At 68.2% G+C, this 21863-nt stretch carries 20 protein-coding genes; 12 read left to right on the top strand and 8 right to left on the bottom strand.

Annotated features, from left to right (window positions below; all coding sequences use genetic code 11):
- Positions 1-33 precede the first annotated feature (33 nt).
- The 3 genes from ACSYHF_RS11650 to fabR form a co-directional block, all read right to left on the bottom strand.
- A complete protein-coding gene (locus ACSYHF_RS11650) occupies positions 34-582 on the bottom strand; it encodes a thioredoxin-like domain-containing protein (RefSeq protein WP_329845644.1) in 549 nt (182 codons plus the stop codon).
- Positions 572-2740 (bottom strand): TonB-dependent receptor plug domain-containing protein, encoded by a 2169-nt coding sequence (locus ACSYHF_RS11645; protein ID WP_447575676.1) that lies wholly within the window; start codon positions 2738-2740, stop codon positions 572-574. Before ACSYHF_RS11645 ends, ACSYHF_RS11650 begins: the two co-directional genes overlap by 11 nt.
- 278 nt (positions 2741-3018) lie before the next feature.
- Positions 3019-3675, bottom strand: a complete 657-nt coding sequence (fabR, locus tag ACSYHF_RS11640) for an HTH-type transcriptional repressor FabR (RefSeq protein ID WP_005416927.1) — start codon at positions 3673-3675, stop codon at positions 3019-3021.
- 92 nt (positions 3676-3767) lie between these two features.
- Here fabR and ACSYHF_RS11635 point away from each other — a divergent pair, with 92 nt between their 5' ends.
- On the top strand, positions 3768-4838 hold the full coding sequence (locus ACSYHF_RS11635) for a ferredoxin reductase (protein ID WP_262233549.1): 1071 nt from the start codon (positions 3768-3770) through the stop codon (positions 4836-4838).
- An 11-nt stretch (positions 4839-4849) separates the two neighbouring features.
- On the top strand, positions 4850-5998 hold the full coding sequence (locus ACSYHF_RS11630) for a fatty acid desaturase family protein (protein WP_005416924.1): 1149 nt from the start codon (positions 4850-4852) through the stop codon (positions 5996-5998).
- A 5-nt stretch (positions 5999-6003) separates the two neighbouring features.
- Here the strand turns inward: ACSYHF_RS11630 and ACSYHF_RS11625 are convergent, their stop codons facing one another.
- From ACSYHF_RS11625 to ACSYHF_RS11605, 5 genes are all read right to left on the bottom strand, one after another.
- Positions 6004-6339: a tetratricopeptide repeat protein gene (locus ACSYHF_RS11625; RefSeq protein WP_053498539.1), complete on the bottom strand. Its 336-nt coding sequence runs from the start codon at positions 6337-6339 to the stop codon at positions 6004-6006.
- Positions 6336-6914, bottom strand: coding sequence for a flavin reductase family protein (locus ACSYHF_RS11620; protein ID WP_053498541.1), 579 nt, complete (start codon positions 6912-6914; stop codon positions 6336-6338). The genes ACSYHF_RS11625 and ACSYHF_RS11620 overlap by 4 nt, the downstream gene beginning before the upstream one ends.
- A complete protein-coding gene (locus ACSYHF_RS11615) occupies positions 6911-7540 on the bottom strand; it encodes a superoxide dismutase (protein WP_447575675.1) in 630 nt (209 codons plus the stop codon). Before ACSYHF_RS11615 ends, ACSYHF_RS11620 begins: the two co-directional genes overlap by 4 nt.
- A gap of 437 nt (positions 7541-7977) precedes the next feature.
- Positions 7978-9498, bottom strand: coding sequence for a thioredoxin family protein (locus ACSYHF_RS11610; protein WP_447575674.1), 1521 nt, complete (start codon positions 9496-9498; stop codon positions 7978-7980).
- A 96-nt stretch (positions 9499-9594) separates the two neighbouring features.
- Positions 9595-10044, bottom strand: a complete 450-nt coding sequence (locus tag ACSYHF_RS11605; RefSeq protein ID WP_111129166.1) for a GNAT family N-acetyltransferase — start codon at positions 10042-10044, stop codon at positions 9595-9597.
- A 66-nt stretch (positions 10045-10110) separates the two neighbouring features.
- On the opposite strand from ACSYHF_RS11605, the gene ACSYHF_RS11600 reads away from it, so the two are divergent.
- The 10 genes from ACSYHF_RS11600 (at position 10111) to ACSYHF_RS11555 (ending at position 21846) form a co-directional block, all read left to right on the top strand.
- Positions 10111-11046, top strand: coding sequence for a TIGR03571 family LLM class oxidoreductase (locus tag ACSYHF_RS11600; protein WP_447575673.1), 936 nt, complete (start codon positions 10111-10113; stop codon positions 11044-11046).
- 177 nt (positions 11047-11223) lie between these two features.
- Complete coding sequence (locus ACSYHF_RS11595) at positions 11224-11535, top strand: DUF3817 domain-containing protein (RefSeq protein WP_447576439.1); 312 nt, start codon at positions 11224-11226, stop codon at positions 11533-11535.
- Positions 11536-11689: 154 nt separating this feature from the next.
- Positions 11690-12886 carry an MFS transporter gene (locus tag ACSYHF_RS11590; protein WP_188238494.1) on the top strand — a complete coding sequence of 399 codons (1197 nt, stop codon included), beginning with the start codon at positions 11690-11692 and terminating at the stop codon, positions 12884-12886.
- Positions 12883-14076, top strand: a complete 1194-nt coding sequence (locus tag ACSYHF_RS11585; RefSeq protein ID WP_447575672.1) for an isochorismate synthase — start codon at positions 12883-12885, stop codon at positions 14074-14076. Before ACSYHF_RS11590 ends, ACSYHF_RS11585 begins: the two co-directional genes overlap by 4 nt.
- Positions 14073-15725 carry a (2,3-dihydroxybenzoyl)adenylate synthase gene (locus ACSYHF_RS11580; RefSeq protein WP_095377100.1) on the top strand — a complete coding sequence of 551 codons (1653 nt, stop codon included), beginning with the start codon at positions 14073-14075 and terminating at the stop codon, positions 15723-15725. Before ACSYHF_RS11585 ends, ACSYHF_RS11580 begins: the two co-directional genes overlap by 4 nt.
- Entirely contained in the window at positions 15725-16357 is a 633-nt protein-coding gene (locus ACSYHF_RS11575) for an isochorismatase family protein (protein WP_447575671.1), read from the top strand. Before ACSYHF_RS11580 ends, ACSYHF_RS11575 begins: the two co-directional genes overlap by 1 nt.
- Entirely contained in the window at positions 16357-16614 is a 258-nt protein-coding gene (locus tag ACSYHF_RS11570) for a phosphopantetheine-binding protein (protein WP_329845653.1), read from the top strand. The genes ACSYHF_RS11575 and ACSYHF_RS11570 overlap by 1 nt, the downstream gene beginning before the upstream one ends.
- Complete coding sequence (locus ACSYHF_RS11565; protein ID WP_447575670.1) at positions 16611-20501, top strand: amino acid adenylation domain-containing protein; 3891 nt, start codon at positions 16611-16613, stop codon at positions 20499-20501. The genes ACSYHF_RS11570 and ACSYHF_RS11565 overlap by 4 nt, the downstream gene beginning before the upstream one ends.
- Positions 20492-21250 carry a 2,3-dihydro-2,3-dihydroxybenzoate dehydrogenase gene (locus tag ACSYHF_RS11560; RefSeq protein WP_164262639.1) on the top strand — a complete coding sequence of 253 codons (759 nt, stop codon included), beginning with the start codon at positions 20492-20494 and terminating at the stop codon, positions 21248-21250. Before ACSYHF_RS11565 ends, ACSYHF_RS11560 begins: the two co-directional genes overlap by 10 nt.
- A gap of 149 nt (positions 21251-21399) precedes the next feature.
- Positions 21400-21846: an REP-associated tyrosine transposase gene (locus ACSYHF_RS11555; RefSeq protein WP_005416905.1), complete on the top strand. Its 447-nt coding sequence runs from the start codon at positions 21400-21402 to the stop codon at positions 21844-21846.
- Positions 21847-21863 lie beyond the last annotated feature (17 nt).

Below are 21863 nucleotides of genomic sequence, written 5' to 3'. Positions count from 1 at the left end.
CGATGACAGGGAGCATCCACGTATGGCGTGGATCTACAATCCAGGCGGGCAGCGCGCCTGCTGCTGCGCGCACGCGCGTTTCGTCCATTCCTTCAACACCGGCTGCAGGCCTTCATAGCGCCGGCCCTGCCATCCGTTGGCCAGCACCTTCCCATCCGCATCGATCAGCACCAGGTTCGGTGGTGCCAATCCGGCCAATGCCTGCAGTGCCGGCATGCGCGCGGCACGTCGTGGGTCCAGTACCGGCCACGGCATGTCCTGCGCGTGCATGTAGCGGCGAAGCGCGCTCTCGCTCTCATCCTGGCTGACGTACACCACTTCGGTATCGGCGCCGGCTTGGCGCAGGGCATCACGCACGCTGCGCAGCGTGGGTACGAAGGCATGGCACGGTGCACACCAGTCGGCGCCGAAGTACAGCGCCACCAGTTTCGGCGGCGACGACCACTGCATCGGCCGTAGCGATCGCTGCTCCGGCCGCATCAGCGAGGCCGAAACCTGCGCGTGCAGGTCCGCAGCCATCGCCGGTGCGGCCAGCAGCACGGCACAGGCCAGCAACAACGCTCGCAGAGCTTCAGAACGCATAGCGCAGGTTGACGTACCACGAGCGCGCGAAGCGCGGCCCGTAGACATAGTCGCTGTCCCGCAGCGCGCCCAATTCCAGGTCTTTCTGGCGCTGGTCGAATACGTTCTTGACGCCCGCAGCTACCGACACTTCCTGCTGCGCCTGTGCGCCCAGATGCCGGTGCCAGCGCGCACCAAGGTCGGTGACCAGGAACGAACGTGTGCGGTGCAGCTCGCCCAGCCGGTTGTTCAGCACCGACATCGGCCCGGTATGGCGCAGCGCGACGAAGGTTTCCCACGGTTCGGCCGGCATCCAGCTGAGCTGCGCCAGACCGGTCCAGCGGGGTGTCTTCAGGTAATCGCGGCTTTCGATCACGGTGTCGCCACCGTCGCCACCGTCGCCACTGTCGTCGAAGATGCGTTGCGGCTCGCGGAAGCGCGAGCGGTACCATGAGGCACCTGCGGTCAGGCGCCACTGCGGCGAGGGTTGCCAGCCGAGGTTGGTTTCCGCACCCAGCACGTTGGAGCCGGAGGCGTTGTAGCGCAGCTGGCTCAGCTGGCCGTCATCGCCGCGCTGGATCTCGCCCAGCGCGAAGGTGTCGCGGATGCGTGCATAGGAGGCGGTGGCATCCCAGCTCCACACCGGATTGGCCGGGTCCGAACGCCAGTCGAAGCCGAACAGGGTGGTCAACGCGCGTTCCTCTTTCAGACCGTCCGTGTTGCGCACGCGCACCTGTTCGCCGCCCAGCGTATCGACGTGCACATCCTCGACGAAGATTTCCGGCGCACGGAAGCCGGTGGCAATACCGGCGCGCCACTTCAGGTTCGGCGTGGCCTGCCAGGCCAGCGCGATGCGTGGTGAGAACACCGCGTTGTCCAGTTCCGAGCTCTTGTCCACGCGTGCGCCCAGCACCAGGTCGACGTTGTCGCGCAGGCTCCACTCGTCCTGGATGAAGGCGCCCAGGTTGTGGAAGGTCGCATCCTCCAGTACCGCAAGACGCTGCCCGTCACCGGTACGGTTGTCGTCGCGCAGCGCCTCGTGCTTGTACTGCACACCGAAGGCCAGTGCATGCGCGCCCAGCCGCCAGTTCAACTGGCTGTCGATGTAGTGCAGCGGGTTGTGGGTGCGGCCGTACTGGCGCCACGAACGCGAGGCCGCGCTGCCGGCCAGGTTGCGGTCAAGCTGCAACGGGTCATGGCCGGGCGCCGAGGGGGCGGTGACCACGTCGCCCAGGCCGCCGTAGAAGCTGTCGCGGTCGATGTCGGCGAAGGCGTAGGCCAGGCGGAAATCGACGTCGGCGGTGATCTCCTGGTCCCACGACACACTGCCGCGGCGGTATTTCGTATCCAGCGATTCGGCGATGTTGGCCAGGTACTCTGGCTGGTCCAGGCGATTGCCGCCGCGGCGGGTTTCATCGGTCACCTGCAGGTCCAGGCGCAGCCGCGTGCCCGGCGTGGGCGCGTACCAGGCCTGCAGCCCGCCGACCTTGAGGTTCTTGCGGGTGATCTCGGTGTAGCCGTCACCGTTGTAGTCGATGCCACTGTTCCAGTTGCGCTGGGCAATCACCGACAGACCGGCGTCTGCGTCCTTGGCGACCAGGTCCAGTCGAACGTCGGCGTTCTTCTGAGGTGTACCCTCCAGCACATCCACGCCGGCCTGCACATGGCCACCACTGCGCGCCGGCAGCGGCGGAATCAGGTTGATCACACCGGCAACCGCACCCGGGCCATACAGCGCCGAGCCACCGCCCTTGACCACTTCGATGCGGTCGACGAACCCGGCCGGGATCTGTTCCAGGCCGTACACGCTGCCCAGCGTGGACAGCAGCGGGATGCCATCGAACAGCAGCTGGTTGTAGGCGCCGGGCAGGCCCAGCAGCTGTACTTCGCTGGTGTTGCAGTTCTGGCAGTTGCTCTCCACGCGCAGGCCGTTGATCAGCTCGGCGGCGCGCGAGAAGTCGGTGGCCGCGCGCAGCGCGATGTCTTCCTTGCGCAGCACTTCCGTGCGGATCGGCACGTCCGACAGCAGGCGTTCACTGCGCGTGGCGGTGCTGACCTTGACCTGCACACGGTCCAGTTCGGTCGGTTTCGGAGTGTCAGCCAGTGCAGGCAGCGGCAGGGCCAGGGCAATGGCGGCGGCCAGGGGCAGCCGATGGAAGAGGGGCGTGGCAACGGGCATGAGGGCGTCGTCCTTGGGGGAAGAAAGGCGGCGAGGGCGACCTGGCTGATGCATATGGAAGCAGCGGCTTATCAATATAGCAAGTGCTATATAACGAAGCCGCAGCAATTCCGAGTGGAGCGCCGGCCGGGTCAGATCACGGGAGTGTTATAACATTACATAAAACAACCACAAACCTGCCGGTGGTCATGTCCGGAGGATGGAGTTGCCGTGTGGGCAGTGAGGTTGGGGTCAGAGCCCTTTCCTTTGGAAAGGGATCCGACCCCAGGGCGCGATCGTCAGCCGCGGCGGAATGCGGCGGGCGTGCGGGCGCCGACGATGATCATGCGGATCATCGTGGAGATCTGTTCGACCAGCTCCGGATCCTTCTCCGGAGGCAGGTCCATGGCGGTGGCGCCCATCGCGAACACCAGCCGGGTGATGGCCTTGGCTACCAGTTCCGGAGCGTGCAGCACCGCGCCATCCAGTGCGGCCAGGCGCACCAGGTCGTGCTGCAGCTCTTCCTCGAAATAATGCAGCTCGCGCTCGACTGCGTGCTTGAAGTCGTCCGAGCCGACCGCGCCTTCGCGCAACAGCACGTGCAGCAGCTTGTCGTCGGCGCGCAGCTGTTCCATGAAGGTCTCCACCGAAACCCGCACCACGCTGGTGGCGGTGGAGGTGGCGCGCTGGCGGGCCTCGCCGATGATGGTGCGCAGCGAGCGGCCGGCTGCGTCGATCAGCGCTACGGCCAGTTCGTCCATGTCGCGGAACTGCCGGTAGAAGCTGTTCGGCGCGATGCCGGCCTCGCGTGCCACTTCGCGCAGGCTGAGCGTCGACAGACTGCGGTGCGGCCCGATCAGCTTCAGGGCGGCGGCCAGCAGATCTTCGCGGCTCACCGTACGGCGGGCCGGGCTGTTGGCATCTTCAGGCGTCGACAAGACGGTGGCGGCGGCCATGACGGTTCCGGTGGGGCGAGGCTGAATCATACCCAATCCGGTTCAATATACACATGTATACACAGGTGTATGTGCGCCCGTATAGTGCGCCCATGAGCGCTGTCGTCCGTCCATCCCTGTTCTCTCCGTACCGCTGGGTCTCGCCGTCGCTGTTCGATTTCTGGGCGGGCCAGCTCAATCCCCTGTGGACCCTGCGCGAGCCGGTGGCCCGCCTGGTCCGGCGCGAGCCGGCCGGCGAGGGCGCGGCGACCCTGGTCCTGCGCACCAACCGGCACTGGGCCGGCATGCGCGCGGGCCAGCACGTCACCCTCGGCGTGGAGATTGAAGGACGCCTGTGGCAGCGCAGCTACAGCCCCACCGCGCTGGGACCGCGCGAACTGGCGATCACCGTCAAGGCGGTCGACGGCGGCCGGGTCAGCCAGCATCTGGTCAACCACGCACAACCGGGTGAGCTGTTCCGCCTGGAGGCTGCGTTCGGAGAATTCCAGTTGCCGGCCGCGGCTCCGGTATTGCTGCTGGCGGCCGGTAGTGGCATCACGCCGATGCGCAGCCTGCTGCGCGACGCCTGCCAGCGCCCGCTGGCCGCGCCGGTGGACCTGTTCTACTGGGAGCGCAGTGCCGCCCAGCTGCAGTTCCGTGATGAGCTGCAGGCGCTGGCCGCGCGCCAGCCGAACCTGCGTGTGCACCTGCTGACCACCCGCGAGGGTGATGTGCCTGCCGCACGCATCGATACTCACGATCTGCAGGTCGCCGGCGATGACACCCCGTTGGCGCAGCGCCACGTGCTGGCCTGTGGCCCGGATGGATTCGTTGCCGCTGCGCGCGAACGCCTGGCGCACCAGGTTGCGGGTTTCCAGGCGGAAGCGTTCACTCCGCCAGCGCCGTTGCGTGACGCCAGCAGCGAAGGCGAAGTGTCGCTGACCCTTGCCCGCAGTGGCCGCCAGCTGAGCGTGCCGCGCGGCCGCTCGTTGCTGGAAAGCCTCGAAGCCCATGGCATCAAGCCCAAGCATGGCTGCCGCATGGGCATCTGCAATACCTGCAGCTGTGACCGTGTCAGTGGCGCCACCCGCCACCTGCGCACCGGCGACCTGCAGTCCGAATCGGCACAGCCGGTGCGGATCTGCGTGAGCGCACCGACCACCGACCTGACCCTGGATCTCTGAGGACGCCTGCCATGACCCGCGCCACCGACCGTGCCCTGAGTACTGCCGAGATGCATGCCTTCGGCGAGGAACTCGACGCGATCCGCGACCGTGTGATCGGCAGCCTCGGCGCCTCCGATACCCGCTACATCCGCCGCGTGGCCGCCGCCGTGCGCTGGTTCGGCGTGGGTGGCCGTGGCCTGCTGTTCCTGGCAGCGTTTTCGCCGCTGTTCTGGATGCCGCTGCTGTGGCCGGCCGCGATCACCGGCACGCTGCTGCTGGCGCTGTCGAAGATCCTGGAGAACATGGAGCTGGGCCACAACGTGATGCACGGCCAGTTCGACTGGACCGGTGATCCCAAGCTCAATGGCAACACCTACGAGTGGGACATCGTTGCCACCGCCGACAACTGGCGCAAGACCCACAATTTCCGCCACCACACCTACACCAATGTGCGTGGCATGGACGATGACATCGGCTATGGCCTGCTGCGCATCTTCCCCGAACAGCGCTGGAAGCCGTTCTACCTGCTGCAGCCGATCATCGCGCCGATCTTCGCACTGCTGTTCCAGTGGGGTGTGGCGGCGCAGGACCTTCGCCTTGGCCGCTGGCTGAAGGGCCGCATGAGTGCCCGTGCGATGTGGCTGCAGACCCGCCCGGTGGCGCGCAAGATGCTGCGCCAGGTGCTGAAGGACTACGTGTTCTTCCCGCTGCTGGCGGGTCCGTTCTTCCTCACCGTGATGCTGGGCAACCTGGTCGCCAACGGCCTGCGCAACATCTGGACCTACGTGATCATCTTCTGCGGGCACTTCACCGCCGAATCGGAAACCTTCCCCAAGGAGTGCCTGCGCAATGAGTCGCGCGGCCACTGGTACCTGCGCCAGCTGCGCGGTTCGTCCAACATCAGCGGCGGCTTCCTGATCAACGTGCTGTCGGGCAACCTCAGCCACCAGATCGAGCACCACTTCTACCCGGATCTGCCGGCCAACCGCTACGCGGCCATCGCCAAGGAAGTGAAGGACATCTGCCGCCGCTACGGCCAGCACTACAACAACGGCTCGCTGCCGCGCCAGTTCGGCCAGGTGGTCTGGCGCATCCTGCGCCACGCGTTCCCGAGCAAGCCGCGCCGCCTGCCGATGCCGGACATCATGTCCGCACCGGCATCGGCCAACGCGGGCTGATCGACTCAGCCCGCCTTCGCCAGGGCCGCCTGTTCGCGGTCCAGGCGGCGCAGGAACACCTGCATTTCCTTGCGTGCCTGCTGGTCGCCCTTGCTGCCGGCCACGCTCAAGCCGCGCTGCCACGCCTCACGGGCCGCCTGTGGCTGGCCACTGGCCAGCCAGGCTTTGCCCAGCAGCTTCCAGGCCGCCGAGTACTGCGGATCAAGCACCACGCAACGGCCCAGGTGGGTTGCCGCGCGTACCGGGTTGCCGGCATCCAGCCAGCCCTTGCCCAGGCCGAAGCGCAGCAGCGCGCCGTCCTTGCCGGCGGCAAGCATGCATTCCAGAGCTTCGATGTTCATCCGCGTACCTCCGCCAGCAGCTCGGCCGGGCCGGGCTGGAAGCGGCCGCGATGGAACAGCAGTGGCGCGCCGCCGTTCTCGTGCACTTCGATGATGCGGCCGGCCAGCAGCAGGTGATCGCCCACCGGCCACTGCGCGTGGCGGGTACAGGTGAGATGGGCGACCGCACCGGTGATGCGGGGTGGGGCGTCCTCGTCGTCATCCAGCAATGCCAGGCCGTCGAAGCGGTTGCGGACCTGCGGATCGGCGAAGCGCCGGGCCAGCGCTTCCTGGTCGGCCGCCAGCACGCTGAGCGCAAAGCGCGTGGCGCGCTGGAAGGTGGACAGGCTCTGTGCGTGCAACGCCAGGTTCCACAGCACCAACGGTGGCTGCAGTGAGACCGGCACGAACGAGTTGATGGTCAGGCCGACCGGCTTGCCCTGTGCATCGCGCGCGCAGACGATGGCCACGCCGGTCGGGAAATGGCCGAGCAGCCGCCGCAGGGCACGCGGCGGCATCTCGACCGATGGCACCGGGGCCGGGGCGGGGAACACCCCGGCCCACGGCCCGGCGTAGGGCAGTGTCTCGCCGCTCATGAGGCCCGGGCCTGGTGGGAGCGCCGGCCGACTTCGGCCCAGTTGATGATGTTGAAGAAGGCGCCGATGTAGTCCGGGCGGCGGTTCTGGTAGTGCAGGTAGTAGGCGTGTTCCCAGACATCCAGTGCGAGGATCGGGGTGTGGCCGGACAGGCCTACGGCTGCACCCATCAGCGGGCTGTCCTGGTTGGCGCTGCTTTCCACCTGCAGGCGACCATCGCGATCGCTGGTCAGCCAGGCCCAGCCACTGCCGAAGCGGGTCTGCGCGGCCTTGGTGAAGGCCTCCTTGAAGGCATCGAAACCGCCGAGGTCACGGTCGATGGCGGCGGCCAGTTCGTCATCGGGTGCACCACCGGTGGTGCTGAGCACGGTCCAGAACAGGCTGTGGTTGGCGTGGCCGCCGCCGTTGTTGCGGACCGCGCCACGCTGGGCCTCGGGCACGGCATCGAGGTTGGCGATCAGCGCCTCGACCGGCTGCTCGGCGATGCCGGCCTGCTCGATGGCGGCGTTGAGATTGTTGACGTAGGTCTGGTGGTGCTTGCTGTGGTGGATCTCCATCGTGCGCGCATCGAAATGCGGCTCAAGGGCGTCGTAGGCGTAGGGGAGCGGGGGAAGCGAGTACGACATCGAAGCAATCTCCGTGGGAAGGCCAGGGGGCTGGCCGTGGGGAGATCGTTATCGCACCTCAACATTGGTTGAGGTCAAGGGGCGGGATTGAGGTGCGTGCGCGTTCATCGCTTTGATTCTTCCTGCAGGACAGCACGAGCGGAATGGTAGTGCCGGCCGCTGGCCGGCATGCTGGCAAGGTCGGGTTGCCGGCCAGCGGCCGGCACTACCAGAACCCGCTTTTCGAACCTCACCGGCGCGCTGAAGTGCTGCCCGCGCTCGCAGGAAACCGTCCGGTGGCGGGGGGAGGGGCTGGCCGGGACCGTTGGCGCCATGGATGGCGCCATCGAGCCCCCAAGGATGGGTTTACGGCGTGTCCCGGCCAGCCCCTCCCCCGGCCACAACCGGCATCAACAAAGGCGCCGGCAGGCGAACCAGCCGCCCGCGTTTTCATCAACTCAACTCAACCAGTCCTTGCACGCGCCATCCACCTGTTCACCGCACGCCTGCTGCATCCTCTGCTGCAATCGCGCCAGCGTCTCGGCACCCTGGTGCTTCCCGCTCCACGCCTTCAGCTGCCCGGCCAGGCGCTCGAAACGCTGGCGGGTGCGCTGGTGGTAACCCGACGGCTGCGCCTCCAGTTCGGCGATCAGCGAGGCGGTGGCCTGCTCGATGCGCGGCGCGTCGTTCGGCGCCAGCTTCAGCAACCCTTCCACGTACAGCACGCCCCATTGCACGCGGGTGGCCGGGCCCTGCGCACCGTCGTAGGCACGCTTCAACCACTCCAGCGCACCGGCAGTGTCGCCGCGCTGCTCGGCCAGTTCGGCCAGCTCGGGCATGTAGTAGTAGGGCTGCTCGCTGCGCTTCAGCTCCGCCAGCAACAACGCCTCGGCACCGGCGTCGTCACCGACCTGGCGCAGTGCGTAGACCGCGCTGCTGATCGTGGCCTGGCGTGCATGCGCATCAGTGGCGGTGGCATCGGCCGCGGCCACGCGCTGCTTGACCCGATCAACCAGCGGCGCGGGCAGTGCGCCCTTCTGCTGCTGCTGGCGGGCCAGCGATACTTCCGTCAGTGCGCGCGACAATGCGTCGTCGGCGCGGTCGCCGCGCTCGGCATCTGCGCGCTCCAGCGCGACCAGCAGCTGCTGCCCCAGCGTGTTGCGGGTGGCCGGGCCGGCGCTGGCCTGCTGGACCAACTGTGCGCCTGCATAGCCCAGCAACTCACGGTTGCGGCGGACTTCGGCCGGCTGCGCCAGCACGGCCTGCAGCAGCTCGCGTACTTCGGTAGGCGAGCTGGCGGGCGTGTCGGCGGTGGCCAAGGCCAGCAGGGCGAAGCGGCGTTGCAGCGCTGCGTCGGGTGCGGCCTTGGACAGCTGGCGCAGTACATCCTGGCCCCTGCGCCCGCCAGCCAGACGGTTGGCGTCGACTTCCCAGCCGTAGTCGCCCAGTACCTGCCAGTCTTCTGCAGCCAACTTCTCCGGCGTGGCCAGGGCGGTGGCCAGAGTGGCAGCGATTGCACTGCGGCGCCCGGCGGCGACGGTCAATGCCCGGGTCAGTTCGGCGGCGTCGTTGCCACCGGCCACGCGTGTAAGTTCATTGCGCTGTGGGTCCAGCACGATCAGGGTCGGGTAGCCGCGCACCCCGAAGCGTTCGCCCCAGGCCTGCGCACCTTCCTCGTCGCCATCCAGGTAGACCGGCACGAACTTGCCGGTCAAGGCGATGAAGGCCGGGTCCTTGAACAGGCCGGCCTTGAGCTGGTTGCACGGCGGGCACCAGACCGCGCCCCAGTACAGCAGTACCGGCTTACCGCTGTCTGCGGCTTCGGCGAAGGCATCATCGACGTCACCCTGGCGCCACGCGATTCCCTTGGCCGGCGCAGGTGCCTCGGTGGAGTTGGCGGTGGAAACCGGGGCCGGGGCGCAGGCACTCAGCGCCGAAGCCAGCAGCAACACGGAAAGCGCGACGCGCATCGGCGGCATCTCGAAGGGGGACAGTCCATTGTAGGAATGGCAGGGGAGTGTGCTGATTCAGTTTGCTTATATCGGCTGGGCAGCTGGGCATGACACCCGCTGCCTTCAGGCGGCCGCCCGCACCATCTGCTGGTAGACCAGACCGTTGAACTCGCCGGCCTCACCGTCAACCACGAAGCCATAGCGCAGATAGGTCGGCACAGCATTGAGCGATGCGCGTACGGTCAGGACCGGCTCGCGTACCTGCGGCAGCACCGCCTCGAACAGTGCATGGCCGATGCCCTGTCCCTGGCAGCCGGGATCGACGAACAGCATCGCCAGGTGGCGGCCTTCCTTCAGCTCGACCACGCCGACGATACGGCCGTCCTGCTCGGCCACCAGGATATGGTTGTCGCCGTGCAGGCGTTCACCGAACGCATCGGCGGCGGCGACATTGCCGAACGTGGCGATGCCGGCTGCGCTGAGCGAGGGCGCCACCGCCGCAGTGAACGCGGCCAGGCACACCGCGCTGATCGCGGGCAGGTCATCGACGCGGGCAGGGCGGATGTTCGGCATGCAGTGTTCTTCCCGTGGCGGGCTGCGCGTCATCGCTGCCCCGTGCCTGCACGCTAAGCTGCAGGCATGAGTGATTTCAATCCCGCGTACGCTGCGTTGTTTCCAGGGCAGGGCTTGAGCCTGGGCCTGATGACGCCAGTGGCGTCGCAGGGGCTGGCCGATCCGCATCAGGCGCGGCGCATCGCGCGGTTGGCCGACGATCTTGGTTTCGCCGCGTTGTGGGCGCGCGACGTGCCGTTGATGGTGCCGCAGGGTCCGGACGCGGTAGCGAGCGCGCTGGATGACCCGTTCCTGTGGCTGGGCATGCTGGCCGCTGCGACCGAGCGTATCGTGATCGGCAGCGCGGCCATCGTGCTGCCATTGCGCCAGCCGCTGCAGGTGGCGAAGTCGGCGTTGAGCCTGGACCGGATCAGCGGCGGACGCTACGTACTGGGCCTGGGTTCGGGTGACCGCCCGGAAGAGTTCGCCGCATTCGGCGAGGATCTGGAGGGCAGGGCGGCGACCTTCCGTGAGCGTTGGACGTTGTTGCGGGCGGCGCTGTCACCGGCCGCCGATGAGCGCACCGCCGTATTGCAGGCCACTGGTGGCTTCGACGTGCTGCCAGCGCCGGCAACCCGCATTCCGATGCTGGTGGTGGGTACCGCGCGGCAGAGCCTGCAGTGGATAGCGCGTGAGGCCGAAGGCTGGGCCACCTATCACCGCGAAGAGGCCGCGCAGGAAGGGCGCATCGGCCTGTGGCAGCAGGCGCTGGCGCAGCGCGGCGGGCCAGGCAAGCCGTTCGTGCAGTCGATGCTGCTGGACCTGCAGGCAGATCCGCAGGCGCCGCCCGAGCCGCTGCCGCTGGGCCTGAAGGTCGGCCGCGAAGGCCTGCGTGAGTATCTGCTGCGCGTGCATGCGCAGGGCGTGGCGCACGTGATGTTCAACCTGATCGATAACGGGCGGACGATGGATGACGTGCTGCGCGAGATCGGGGAGCAGGTTCTGCCGGATATGCCCGGGTAGGTGTCCACCTTGGTGGACACGCTCTCGCCGCTGCGCCCGCTGAACTGCTGAGTGTTTCCTTCAGTGGCCGAGGCAGAAGCAGTCGAGCACGGCTCGACTCTACATGCAGCGTGCATCTGCGTATCATTCGCATTTGATACCCCGATGCCGGAGCCCCACGTGACCCAACGTTCCCCCATGCACCCGACCGGACGCCTGTTCGCTGCGGTCGCTTTCATCGAGGCCGTGACCTGGGTCGGCCTGCTCATCGGCATGTGGATGAAGTACGGCCCGATGGCCAACGTGGCCCTGGTGAAGGTGTTCGGGCCGCTGCACGGCGTGGCTTTCCTCGTGTATGTGGCGGTGACGCTGCTCGCGGCGGTGCGCCTGCGCTGGCCGTGGTGGGCCAGTGCCCTGGCCCTGCTGGCAGCGATCCCGCCGCTGGTGACGCTGCCGTTGGAGTGGTGGTTCAAGCGCCGTGGCCTGCTCGGCCTGCGTGCAATGCGCTGAACCCACTGTTGCGCGCCCATTCAAGAGAATGGGTATCAAATGCAAATACGAGCCGTTATCATTTGAGGGTGGCATCTGGCCCTGAGCAGGGTCGGTGCCGGGTGGGGCGCGCAGGCGCGCCCGGCCAATCCTTTCCTGTTACGGCTGGTGTTTCATGCACGCACGTCCCGTCGTTCCCGGCTTGCCGGCGCTGGTGTTGGCTGCCCTGATTGGCACCATGGCGATGATGTCCTTCGTCGCCGTGATCGGCCCGGTGGTCCGCACGCTCGGATTGTCCGAGTGGCATGCCGGGCTGTCAGTCACCGCCGCAGGCGTGTTGTGGATGCTGGCCGCGCGCCCTTGGGGCCGGCTCAGCGACCGCATCGGCCGCAAGCGCGTGCTGATGCTGGCGATGAGTGCCTACACCGTGGTCTACATCGCGCTGGCGGTGTTCATCGACGTGGCCCTGCAGGCGGTGCCGCCGGTGCTGGTGTCAGTGCTGGTGCTGGTCGCTGCGCGCGGCCTGATCGGCCTGTTCTACGCAGCGGTGCCTCCTACCGCAGCTGCGCTGATCGCCGACAAGGCACCGACCGGGCAGCGTGCGAAGTTCCTCGCCCGCCTGGGCAGCGCCAACGCATTGGGCATGGTGCTGGGCCCGGCTGCCGCGGGTTGGCTGGCCTATACGAACCTGTCGCTGGCGCTGTACGTGGCCGCACTGTTGCCACTGCTGGCGTTGGCGCTGCTGGCCTGGCGACTGCCGGCCACACCGCCTGTAATGGGCGTTTCCGCCCAGCGCCGCGCGCCGATGAGCCGCCTCGACCCGCGCCTGCGCCTGCCGCAGCTGGCGGCGTTCATCGCCATGGTTTCCGTGACCATCGCGCAGGTCACGGTTGGCTTCTTCGCGATTGATCGCCTGGGCCTGGATGCGGCGGCCGGTGCGCGCATGGCCGGCATCGCGCTGACGGCGGTCGGCGTTGGCCTGATCCTGGCGCAGGCGCTGGTGATGAAGCTGGAGGTTCATCCGCGGCGCTGGATCGTCCTCGGCGCCGTGATTTCCAGCATCGGCTTCGCCTCGGTCGCGGGCGTGCAGCAGGGCTGGCAGCTGCCGGCGGCATATGCGCTGGCAGCGTTCGGCATGGGCTTCGTATTCCCTTCGTTCCAGGCGTTGGCCGCCGACGCGGTGGAGGCGCACGAGCAGGGCGCCGCCGCCGGTACTGTCGCTGCCGCGCAGGGACTGGGCATGGTGGCCGGGCCGATGCTCGGCACGCTGGTGTATCGCGGCGGGCCCAGCCTGCCATACCTCCTGGTCGGCGCGTTGCTGCTGTTGCTGTGCGCGCTGGCCGCAGTGCATCGGATGAAGGAGACCCCATGAACGATTCCCTGATGCAGGGCGCGTGGCCGGAGGCTGCGCCAGCGCCGCAGGAGAGCAGCGACGACGCGACGCTGTTCCTGCTGCAGCACGCTGGCCAGCACGTGCACGCACGCGGTTGCCGCGCCACGCTGCCGGCAGGTGCGCTGGCGACATTGGCGGAACGCGTTTCGGTGTTCTTTGCCCAGCAGCGCGGCGGCCCGGGCCTGCTGGTCGGCGCAGTCCCATTCGAACCCCGTGCCGACGACGCGTTGTACCAGCCCGAGCGCCTGCTGCCAGCGCTGGCACTACAGCCACAGGCCGCGCCAGCGCTGGAGGGTGCCCTGCAGGCCGAGCCTTCGGCGCAGGCGTACGCGGCGTCGGTGGCTGCGGCGGTGCAGGCACTGCGCGCGCCCGAACTGGACCTTCAGAAGATGGTGCTGGCGCGCAGCCTGCTGGCACGCACCCACCGGGCGCTGTCTCCGGACGTGCTGCTGGCACGGCTGGGCGCGGATCCGTCGGTGGCGACCTATGCGGTTCCGCTGCCGGTGGAAGTGGGTCAGGCGCCAGCGTGGCTGGTGGGCGCGACCCCGGAACTGCTCCTGCGCAAGCGTGGCGCCGAGCTGTTGTCGCACCCGCTGGCGGGGTCTGCGCGGCGCTGCGCCGATGCTGCCGAGGACGAGCGCGCCGCGCAGGACCTGCTGGCCTCGACCAAGGACCATGACGAGCACCGTCATGTGGTCGAGGCGATCGTCGAGGGTCTGGCGCCGTATTGCAGCCACATCGATGCACAGCCGCGGCCGGCGCTGCATGCCACCGCCAGCATGTGGCATCTGGGCACACGCATCCATGCCACGCTGAAGGATCCGCACACGTCGGCCGCCGAGCTGCTGGCGCAGCTGCACCCTACGCCGGCGGTCTGCGGTACGCCGCGGTTGGCGGCGCTGCAGCGCATCCGCGAGCTGGAAACGGTGCCGCGCGGCTTCTATGCCGGCGCCGTGGGCTGGTTGGATGCGCAGGGTGACGGCGACTGGTATGTGGCAATCCGCTGCGCACGCCTGCAGGGAATGCAGCTGCGCCTGTTCGCCGGCGCCGGCATCGTTGCCGACTCGCAGCCCGAGGCCGAGGTGGCCGAGACCGCTGCGAAGTTCGCCGCCCTGCTGAATGCGCTGGGTGTCCATGAATCCGCGCCTGCGATCGAGCCTGCCGCATGACTACCTCCACTGACGCTTCCCGCCTGGCACTGCAGCAGGTGTGGCCGGATGACCTGATGGCACGCTATCGCGAGGCTGGGCATTGGCGTGGCGAGACCTTCCCGGGGTTCCTGCGCGAACGTGCAGAACGCTATGCCGATGACATTGCGGTGGTCGCCGGCGACGTGCGCCTGAGCTATGCGCAGCTGTGGCACGAGGCCGGGCGGATCGGTGCCGGCCTGCTGACGCTCGGCCTGCAGCCAGGGGAGCGGGTGCTGGTGCAGCTGGGCAACACGGCAGGCTTCGTCACAACGGTCTGTGGCCTGTTCCGCGCCGGACTGGTGCCGGTGTACGCGTTGCCGGCACACCGCATCACCGAGCTGGTGCACTTCGCCAGCAAGGCCGAAGCCAGTGCCTACATCACCACCGGGCTGCATGATGGCTTCGACCATCGCGGACTGGCGCGGGCGCTGCAGGCCGACGTGCCGGCGGTTCGCCATGTAGTGATCGACGGCGATGCGGCGGAGTTCATTGGGCTGGAGGCATTGCAGGGCGATCGCAGCCGGTTGCCGGCCGATCCGGACCCGCAGTCTGTGGCGTTCCTGCAGATTTCCGGTGGGAGTACCGGGCTGTCCAAGCTGATTCCACGCACGCACGACGACTACATCTATTCATTCCGTGCCAGCAATGAAATCTGCGGCATCGACCGCGACAGCGTCTACCTGGTCGCGCTGCCGGCCGCGCACAATTTCCCGATGAGCTCGCCCGGCTTCTTGGGCGCGTTGTACGCCGGCGCCCGCGTGGTGCTCAGCCCCGGCCCCGGGCCGGATGCTGCATTCCCGCTGATCGCCCGCGAAAAGGTGACCTGCTGCGGCCTGGTGCCGCCGCTGGCGCTGCTGTGGGCGCAGGCCGCCGCTACCGGCAAGCATGACCTGTCGAGCCTGCGGGTACTGCAGGTGGGCGGCGCCAAACTGGTGCCGGAAGCCGCACGGCGGGTGATCGACGGCCTTGGCTGCACGCTGCAGCAGGTGTTCGGCATGGCCGAAGGCCTGGTCAACTACACACGGCTGGATGATCCGGAGGACCTGATCGTGGCCTGCCAGGGCCGGCCGATCAGTCCGGACGACGAAGTGCGCGTGGTCGATGACCATGACCAGCCGGTGGCCGAAGGCGAGGTGGGGCATCTGCTCACCCGTGGCCCGTATACCATCCGTGGCTACCACAACGATGCGGTGGCCAATGCGCGCTCGTTCACCGACGACGGCTTCTATCGCACCGGCGACCGTGTGCAGCAGCTGCCCGGAGGCTACCTGGTGGTGCAGGGCCGCGCCGGTGACCACATCAACCGTGCCGGGGAGAAAATCTCCGCCGAAGAGATCGAAGATCATCTGCTGGCGCACCCCGGCGTGTTTGATGCCGCCGTGGTCTCCATTCCCGATGAGTATCTGGGCGAGCGCAGCTGCGCCTTTGTGATCGCGCAGGGCGAACCGTTCAAGGCGCCGGCACTGAAGGCCTGGATGCGCGGGCGCGGCCTGGCGGCGTTCAAGGTGCCCGATCAGGTCGTGTTCGTCGACAGCTTCGATACCACTGCGGTCGGCAAGATCAGCCGCCGCGAACTGCGTGCGCAGCTGCGTGCGCGTCATCTGCAACAGACAGGAGGAACGCGCTGATGGCGCTGCCCCGTATCACCGATTACCCCTTGCCGACCGCCGCTGAGCTACCGCAGGCGCGCGGACCGTGGCGTCCCCGGCGCGATCGTGTCGCGCTGCTGGTGCATGACATGCAGCGTTACTTCCTGGCCGCATTCGACGCCGGCAGTACGCCCTTGCGGCCTGCGGTGGACAACATCGTGCGCCTGCTGGCGCATTGCCGTGCGCAGGGCATTCCGGTGTTCTACACCGCCCAGCATGGTGACCAGGACCGTCGCGACCGTGGCCTGCAGGCCGACCTGTGGGGGCCGGGCATGCGTCGCAGCGCCGACCATGAGCCGATCATCGAGGCGCTGGCACCGCAACCGGGCGAGCACGTGCTGGTGAAGCACCGCTACAGCGCATTCCAGCGCAGCAACCTGGAGACGCTGATGCGGGTGCGTGGGCGCGACCAGTTGCTGGTGACCGGCGTGTACGCCCATATCGGCTGCACCGCGACCGTGGTCGATGCCTTCCAGCGTGATATCGAGGCCTTCATCGCCGCTGATGCGGTGGCGGACTTCTCGCGTGCCGATCACGATCAGGCGCTGCGCTGGATCGCGCGCACCTGTGGTGTGCCGATGACCACCGATCAGCTGCTGGAGGTGCTGTGATGGCTGCCATGGGTGAGGCGCTGGATCTGGAGCGGATGCGTGCCGACGTGGCGCGTGTCCTGGAATGCACGCCGGCCGAGATCGGTGACGACGACAACCTGATCGACCTGGACCTGGATTCAATGCGCATGCTCGGCCTGGTCCTGGCCTGGGGCAGCACTGGCCTTCCGCTGGAGTTCTCGCAGCTGGCCGAGCACACCACGCTGCGCCAGTGGTGGGGTGTGGTGCAGCAACTGCAGGCCGCGCAGAACGCATGAACGCCGCAGCGCTGGCCACGCCGGTGGCGTTGACCGAGGCCCAGGCTGGGCTGTGGTTTGCACAGCGGCTGGCACCGGACAATCCGTCATTCAATACCGCGCACGCGGTATGGATCGACGGCCCGCTGGACGTGGCCGCGTTCGTCGCAGCGGCAGACCAGGCTGCGCGCGAGGCCGAGGCTTTCGCATTGCGCTTTGCCGAAGGTGCCGATGGCCAGCCACTACAGTGGCATGACCCGGTACGCGTGCCGCTGATTTCGGTACGCGATGTGTCCGCCGAGGCGGATCCCGCCGCTGCGGCACGCAGCCTGATGCACGCTGACCGGCTGAGCCCGGTCGATCCCACCCGCGACCGGATCAGCCAGCAGGTGCTGCTTGAACTGGGTGGGCAGCGCTGGGTCTGGTACCTGCGGGTGCATCATCTGGCGGCCGATGGCTACGGCATGGCGCTGTTCACTGATCGGGTGTGCGCGTTGTATGCCGGTCGTACCGGTGAGTCACTGCCGGGGCTGGCGGGCGTGCTGGCCGATGATGCCGCGTTTCGTGCCGATCCGCGCCGCGTGCAGGCCGGGCAGTGGTGGCGTGAGCACATGCAGGGCGCACCGGCAGGCGCAGGCCTGGCCGGCACGCTCGCGGCCAGTGTCGACGCGCTGCGCTGGGTACAGCCGCTCGATGCGGCCTTCCGTGAGCAGTTGCTGCAGGCTTCGGTGCGTTGGCTGCAGCCCTGGCCGGATGTGCTGGCCGCGCTGGCGGCCGAGTACCTGCGGCGGATGAGTGCCGCCGATGAAGTGGTGCTGGGCGTGCCCTACATGGGGCGGCTGGGCAACGCGTCGGCGCGGGTGCCGGCGATGGTGATGAATGTGTTGCCGCTGCGCGTGGCGGCCGGCGAGGGCAGCGTCGAGGCCTTTGCCCGGGGCCTGGGTCGCCAGCTCAGCCAGGGCCGCAGGCACGGCCGCTACCGGGGCGAGCAGCTGCGCCGGGACCTGGGCCTGGTCGGCACGCAGCAGCGCCTGCACGGCCCGCTGGTGAATGTGCAGCCGTTCTACAGGCCGCTGGCGCTGACTGGCGTGCAGGCGGCGCTGGAGGTGCTGTGCACCGGGCCGGTGGATGACCTGGCGCTGGGTTTCCGTGGCGATGGCCAGCACCTGCTGGATCTGGAGATCGAGGCCAATCCCGCGCTGTACAGTCGCGAGGATGTCGAGGCGCACGCGGTGAGGCTGCTGCATTTCGTGTCGGCGGCGCTGCAGGCTGACGATATCGCCGCCGTGCCCCTGGCGACGCCCGCGGAGGCGCAGCAGCTGCTGCAGGGTTTCAACGCCACCGCGCACGCGCTTCCTGAGACCACCTTGGTTGAATTGCTGCAGCAGGGCATGGATCGGGACCCGCACACGCCTGCGCTGGTGTTCGGCGATGCGACGCTGGATTACGCGACGCTGGAAGCGCGCAGTTTCGCGCTGGCGGCACAGCTGCGTGCAATGGATGTCGGCCCAGGCAGCGTGGTGGCGGTGGCATTGCCGCGCTCGCTGGAGCTGGTGATCGCGCTGGTCGCGGTGCTGCGTGCAGGCGCGGCCTACCTGCCGCTGGACCTTGCCCATCCCGACGAGCGGCTGGCGCGCATCTTCGCCTCGGCGCAGCCGGTGTGCGTTCTGGCTGCGGCGGAGATTTCGGCGCGCACGGCCGGCGTACCGGTGCTCGCGCCGGAGCAGTGGACCGCGCTGAGCTTCGCCGCGCCGTGGTCCGATCCGGCGCCCAGCGATGCGGCCTATGTGATCTATACGTCCGGTTCGACCGGGGAACCGAAGGGCGTGGTCGTCGAACACCGTGCCATCGTCAACCGCCTGCTGTGGATGCGCGAGCACTACGGCATCCGCGCCGATGACCGCGTGCTGCAGAAAACCCCGGCCACCTTCGATGTCTCGGTCTGGGAGTTCTTCCTGCCGTTGCTGTGCGGGGCCACGCTGGTGGTTGCCGGGCCCGATGCGCATCGCGACCCCACCGAACTGGCGCGGCTGATCCGCGGGCATGGCATCACCACGGCGCATTTCGTGCCGTCGATGCTCGATGCCTTCCTCGCTGCACCGGCCTCCGAAGGCCTGCAGCTGCGACGGGTATTCACCAGTGGCGAGGCGCTGGACGCCGCGTTGCGCGACCGCTTCCACGCGCGCATGCACGCCGAGCTGCACAACCTGTACGGCCCGACCGAAGCCGCGGTGGACGTCAGCTACTGGCCGGCGTCGGCGCAGGATCGATCGCGGCCGGTGCCGATCGGCTTCCCGGTCTGGAATACCCGCCTTTACGTGCTGGACGCGCGGATGCAGCCGGTGCCGGTCGGTGTGGCCGGTGATCTTTATCTGGGCGGTGCGCAGCTGGCGCGTGGCTATCTCGGTCGCGAGGACCTGACTGCCGAACGCTTCCTTGCCGATCCTTTCCTGGCGGGCGAGCGCATCTACCGCACCGGCGACATAGCGCGCTGGCGCAGCGATGGCGCGGTGGAGTACCTGGGCCGCAGCGACCATCAGGTGAAACTGCGCGGCCTGCGCATCGAGTTGGGCGAGATCGAGGCGGCTTTGCGCGAACTGCCGGGCATGGAGCGGGTGGAAGTGCTCCTGCGCCACGACGCACCCGGCGATGCCCGGCTGGTAGCCTATGTGCCGTCGGCACTGGCCGACGCCAGCATGCTGCGCAGTCATCTGGCCACACGCGTGCCGGATTACATGGTGCCGTCCGCCTTCGTTGGCGTGGATCACTGGCCGGTGACCGCCAACGGCAAGTTGGATCGCAACGCGCTGCCCGTACCACCGCGGCAGGAGATCGCCGGGCTGGCGCCGCGCACGCCGTTGGAACAGGAGCTGGCGTCGCTGTTTGCCCAGGCACTGGGGCGAGAAGCGCCGGTGGCGGTGGATGCGGATTTCTTCAGTCTCGGCGGTGACTCACTGTCGGCGGTGCACCTGCTGCTGGCGATCGAACAGCGCTGGCGCTGCGATCTCGGTCTGGGGGCCTTGTTTGCCCAGCCCACCGTGGCCGCGCTGGCGGTTCGTATTGCCGAGCCGCCGGCGCTGGCCGATCACGCACTGGGGCCGGTGATCGCGCTGGCCGCGACCGACGCTGCCGGGCCTACGCCGCTGTTCGTGCTGCACCCGGCCGGCGGCATCGCCTGGAACTACCGCGCCCTGGCCCGGGCACTGCAGCCGGCACGCCCGGTATATGGCCTGCAGTCGCCGGCACTGGACGCGCGGCAGCCGCTGCCGAGCAGTATCGAGGCGATGGTCAACGACTACGTACAGCGTGTGGTCGCATTGCAGCCGACGGGGGCGGTGCATCTGCTGGGCTGGTCGGTGGGTGGCATCCTCGCCCAGGCGATGGCGGTGCGACTGCATGAGATCGGGCGCGAGGTCGGCGAACTCGTACTGCTGGACGCCTATCCCAGCGAGTGCTGGCGGGCCGAGCCGGAGCCCGATGCCATCGCCGCATTGCGGGCACTGCTGGCGATTGCCGGTCATGACCCGGATGCGCATCCGGAACTGGACAGCCGGGAACGCATTCTCGCGTTCCTGCGTCGTGGCGGCAGTGCGCTGGGTAGCCTGCCGGATGTCGTGCTGGATGGCGTGGTGCGCGCCGTGACCGGCACCAATCGACTGATCCGTGAACATATCCACCGGCCGTTCGATGGCACGCTGGTGCATGTGCGTGCCGGTCGAGATCACCAGGCGCGGCCACAGTTGCGGTCGGCGTTGTGGCGGGCACACGCGCGCAGGGTGCAGTCGTTGGAACTGCCATTCCTGCACGCAGAGCTGGCCGGACGCGATGCAGTGGCGCAGCTGGCGCCGTGGTTGTCGGCACGCTTGCGCCAATGGGACGAACAACAGGAGATCGCAACATGCAGTTGACCGGTTTCAAAGGCCGCGTGGCGTTGGTGACCGGCGCTGCCGGTGGCATCGGCGAGACACTGGTGCGGTTGCTGGCCGAGGCCGGTTGCACCGTAGTGGCGACCGATCGCGAGGCGCCTGTTACGGCCGATGTGCGTGTGCACACCTTTGCGCTCGACGTGACCGACAGTGCCGCCGTGGACGGCCTGGTGGATCAGGTCGAGTCCAGCATCGGGCCGATCATGCTGGCCGCCAGCGTAGCCGGTGTGCTGCATGTGGGCGGCGTGACCGAGACCGGCGATGACGACTGGCGCCGGGTGTTCGCGGTGAACACTGACGGGGTGTTCCATGTCGGGCGTGCCCTGGCGCGGGTGATGTCGCCGCGCGGGCAGGGCGCGATGGTTACCGTCAGCTCGAATGCGGCCGGTGTGCCGAGGCATGGCATGGCCGCCTATGCGGCATCCAAGGCCGCCGCCACGATGTTCACCCGCTGCCTCGGGCTGGAGCTGGCGCCGTTGGGCATCCGCTGCAACATCGTCGCCCCGGGGTCCACGCTGACCCCGATGCAGACCGGCATGTGGCAGGACGAGCACGGCGCCGAACGGGTGATCGTCGGCAGCCTTGAGACCTACAAGGCCGGCATCCCACTGCGCAAGCTGGCCACCCCGGAAGACATCGCGCACTCGGCGATGTTCCTGCTCTCCGAGCAGGCCGGGCACGTAGCGATGAGCGACCTGTACGTGGACGGCGGCGCCACCCTGCGCGGCTGAGGTCTGGTAGTGCCGGCCGTTGGCCGGCAACCCATGGCCCCGGTAGTGCCGGCCGCTGGCCGGCAACCTCATTCAACTTCAGACATCTCCCAACCCGCATCGAGGCTTGGCCTGAAAGCCAACGCCCAATGATCGACCCACCATGGCGCATGAGCAGCCATCGCCTCCGCCTGGGCCGTCACTCGATCATCGGCCAGGCCTATGTCCTGACAACCACGACCCACCAGCGCCGCCGGCTCTTTGAAAGCGAAGCTGCAGCAGCCTGTGTAATCGACCAGTTCCATTACATCGAACAGCGCGGGCTCGTATGGTCACACGCATGGGTTGTCATGCCGGATCACGTCCACTGGATGTTCGAGCTGCGTGCAGTTCACCTTCCAGACGTCGCGCGCCGGATGAAATCGTCGAGCGCACTTGCCCTGAATCGCCTGGCGGGCCGTCGAGGTACGGTGTGGCAGCCCGGCTACTTCGATCATGCAGTAAGGACCGAAGAGTCGCTGGCGCGGCAGGCCCTGTACATCCTGGGGAATCCGGTGCGCGCCGGTCTTGCTGGGCAGATTGGCGAGTATCCGTATGCGTGGTCGGCCTGGGGGTGATGCCGGCCAGCGGCCGA

The organism is Stenotrophomonas maltophilia group sp. P373, assembly GCF_053295075.1.
Note: the sequence above shows the minus strand (reverse complement) of the source record. Positions and strands in the feature narration are given on the sequence as shown.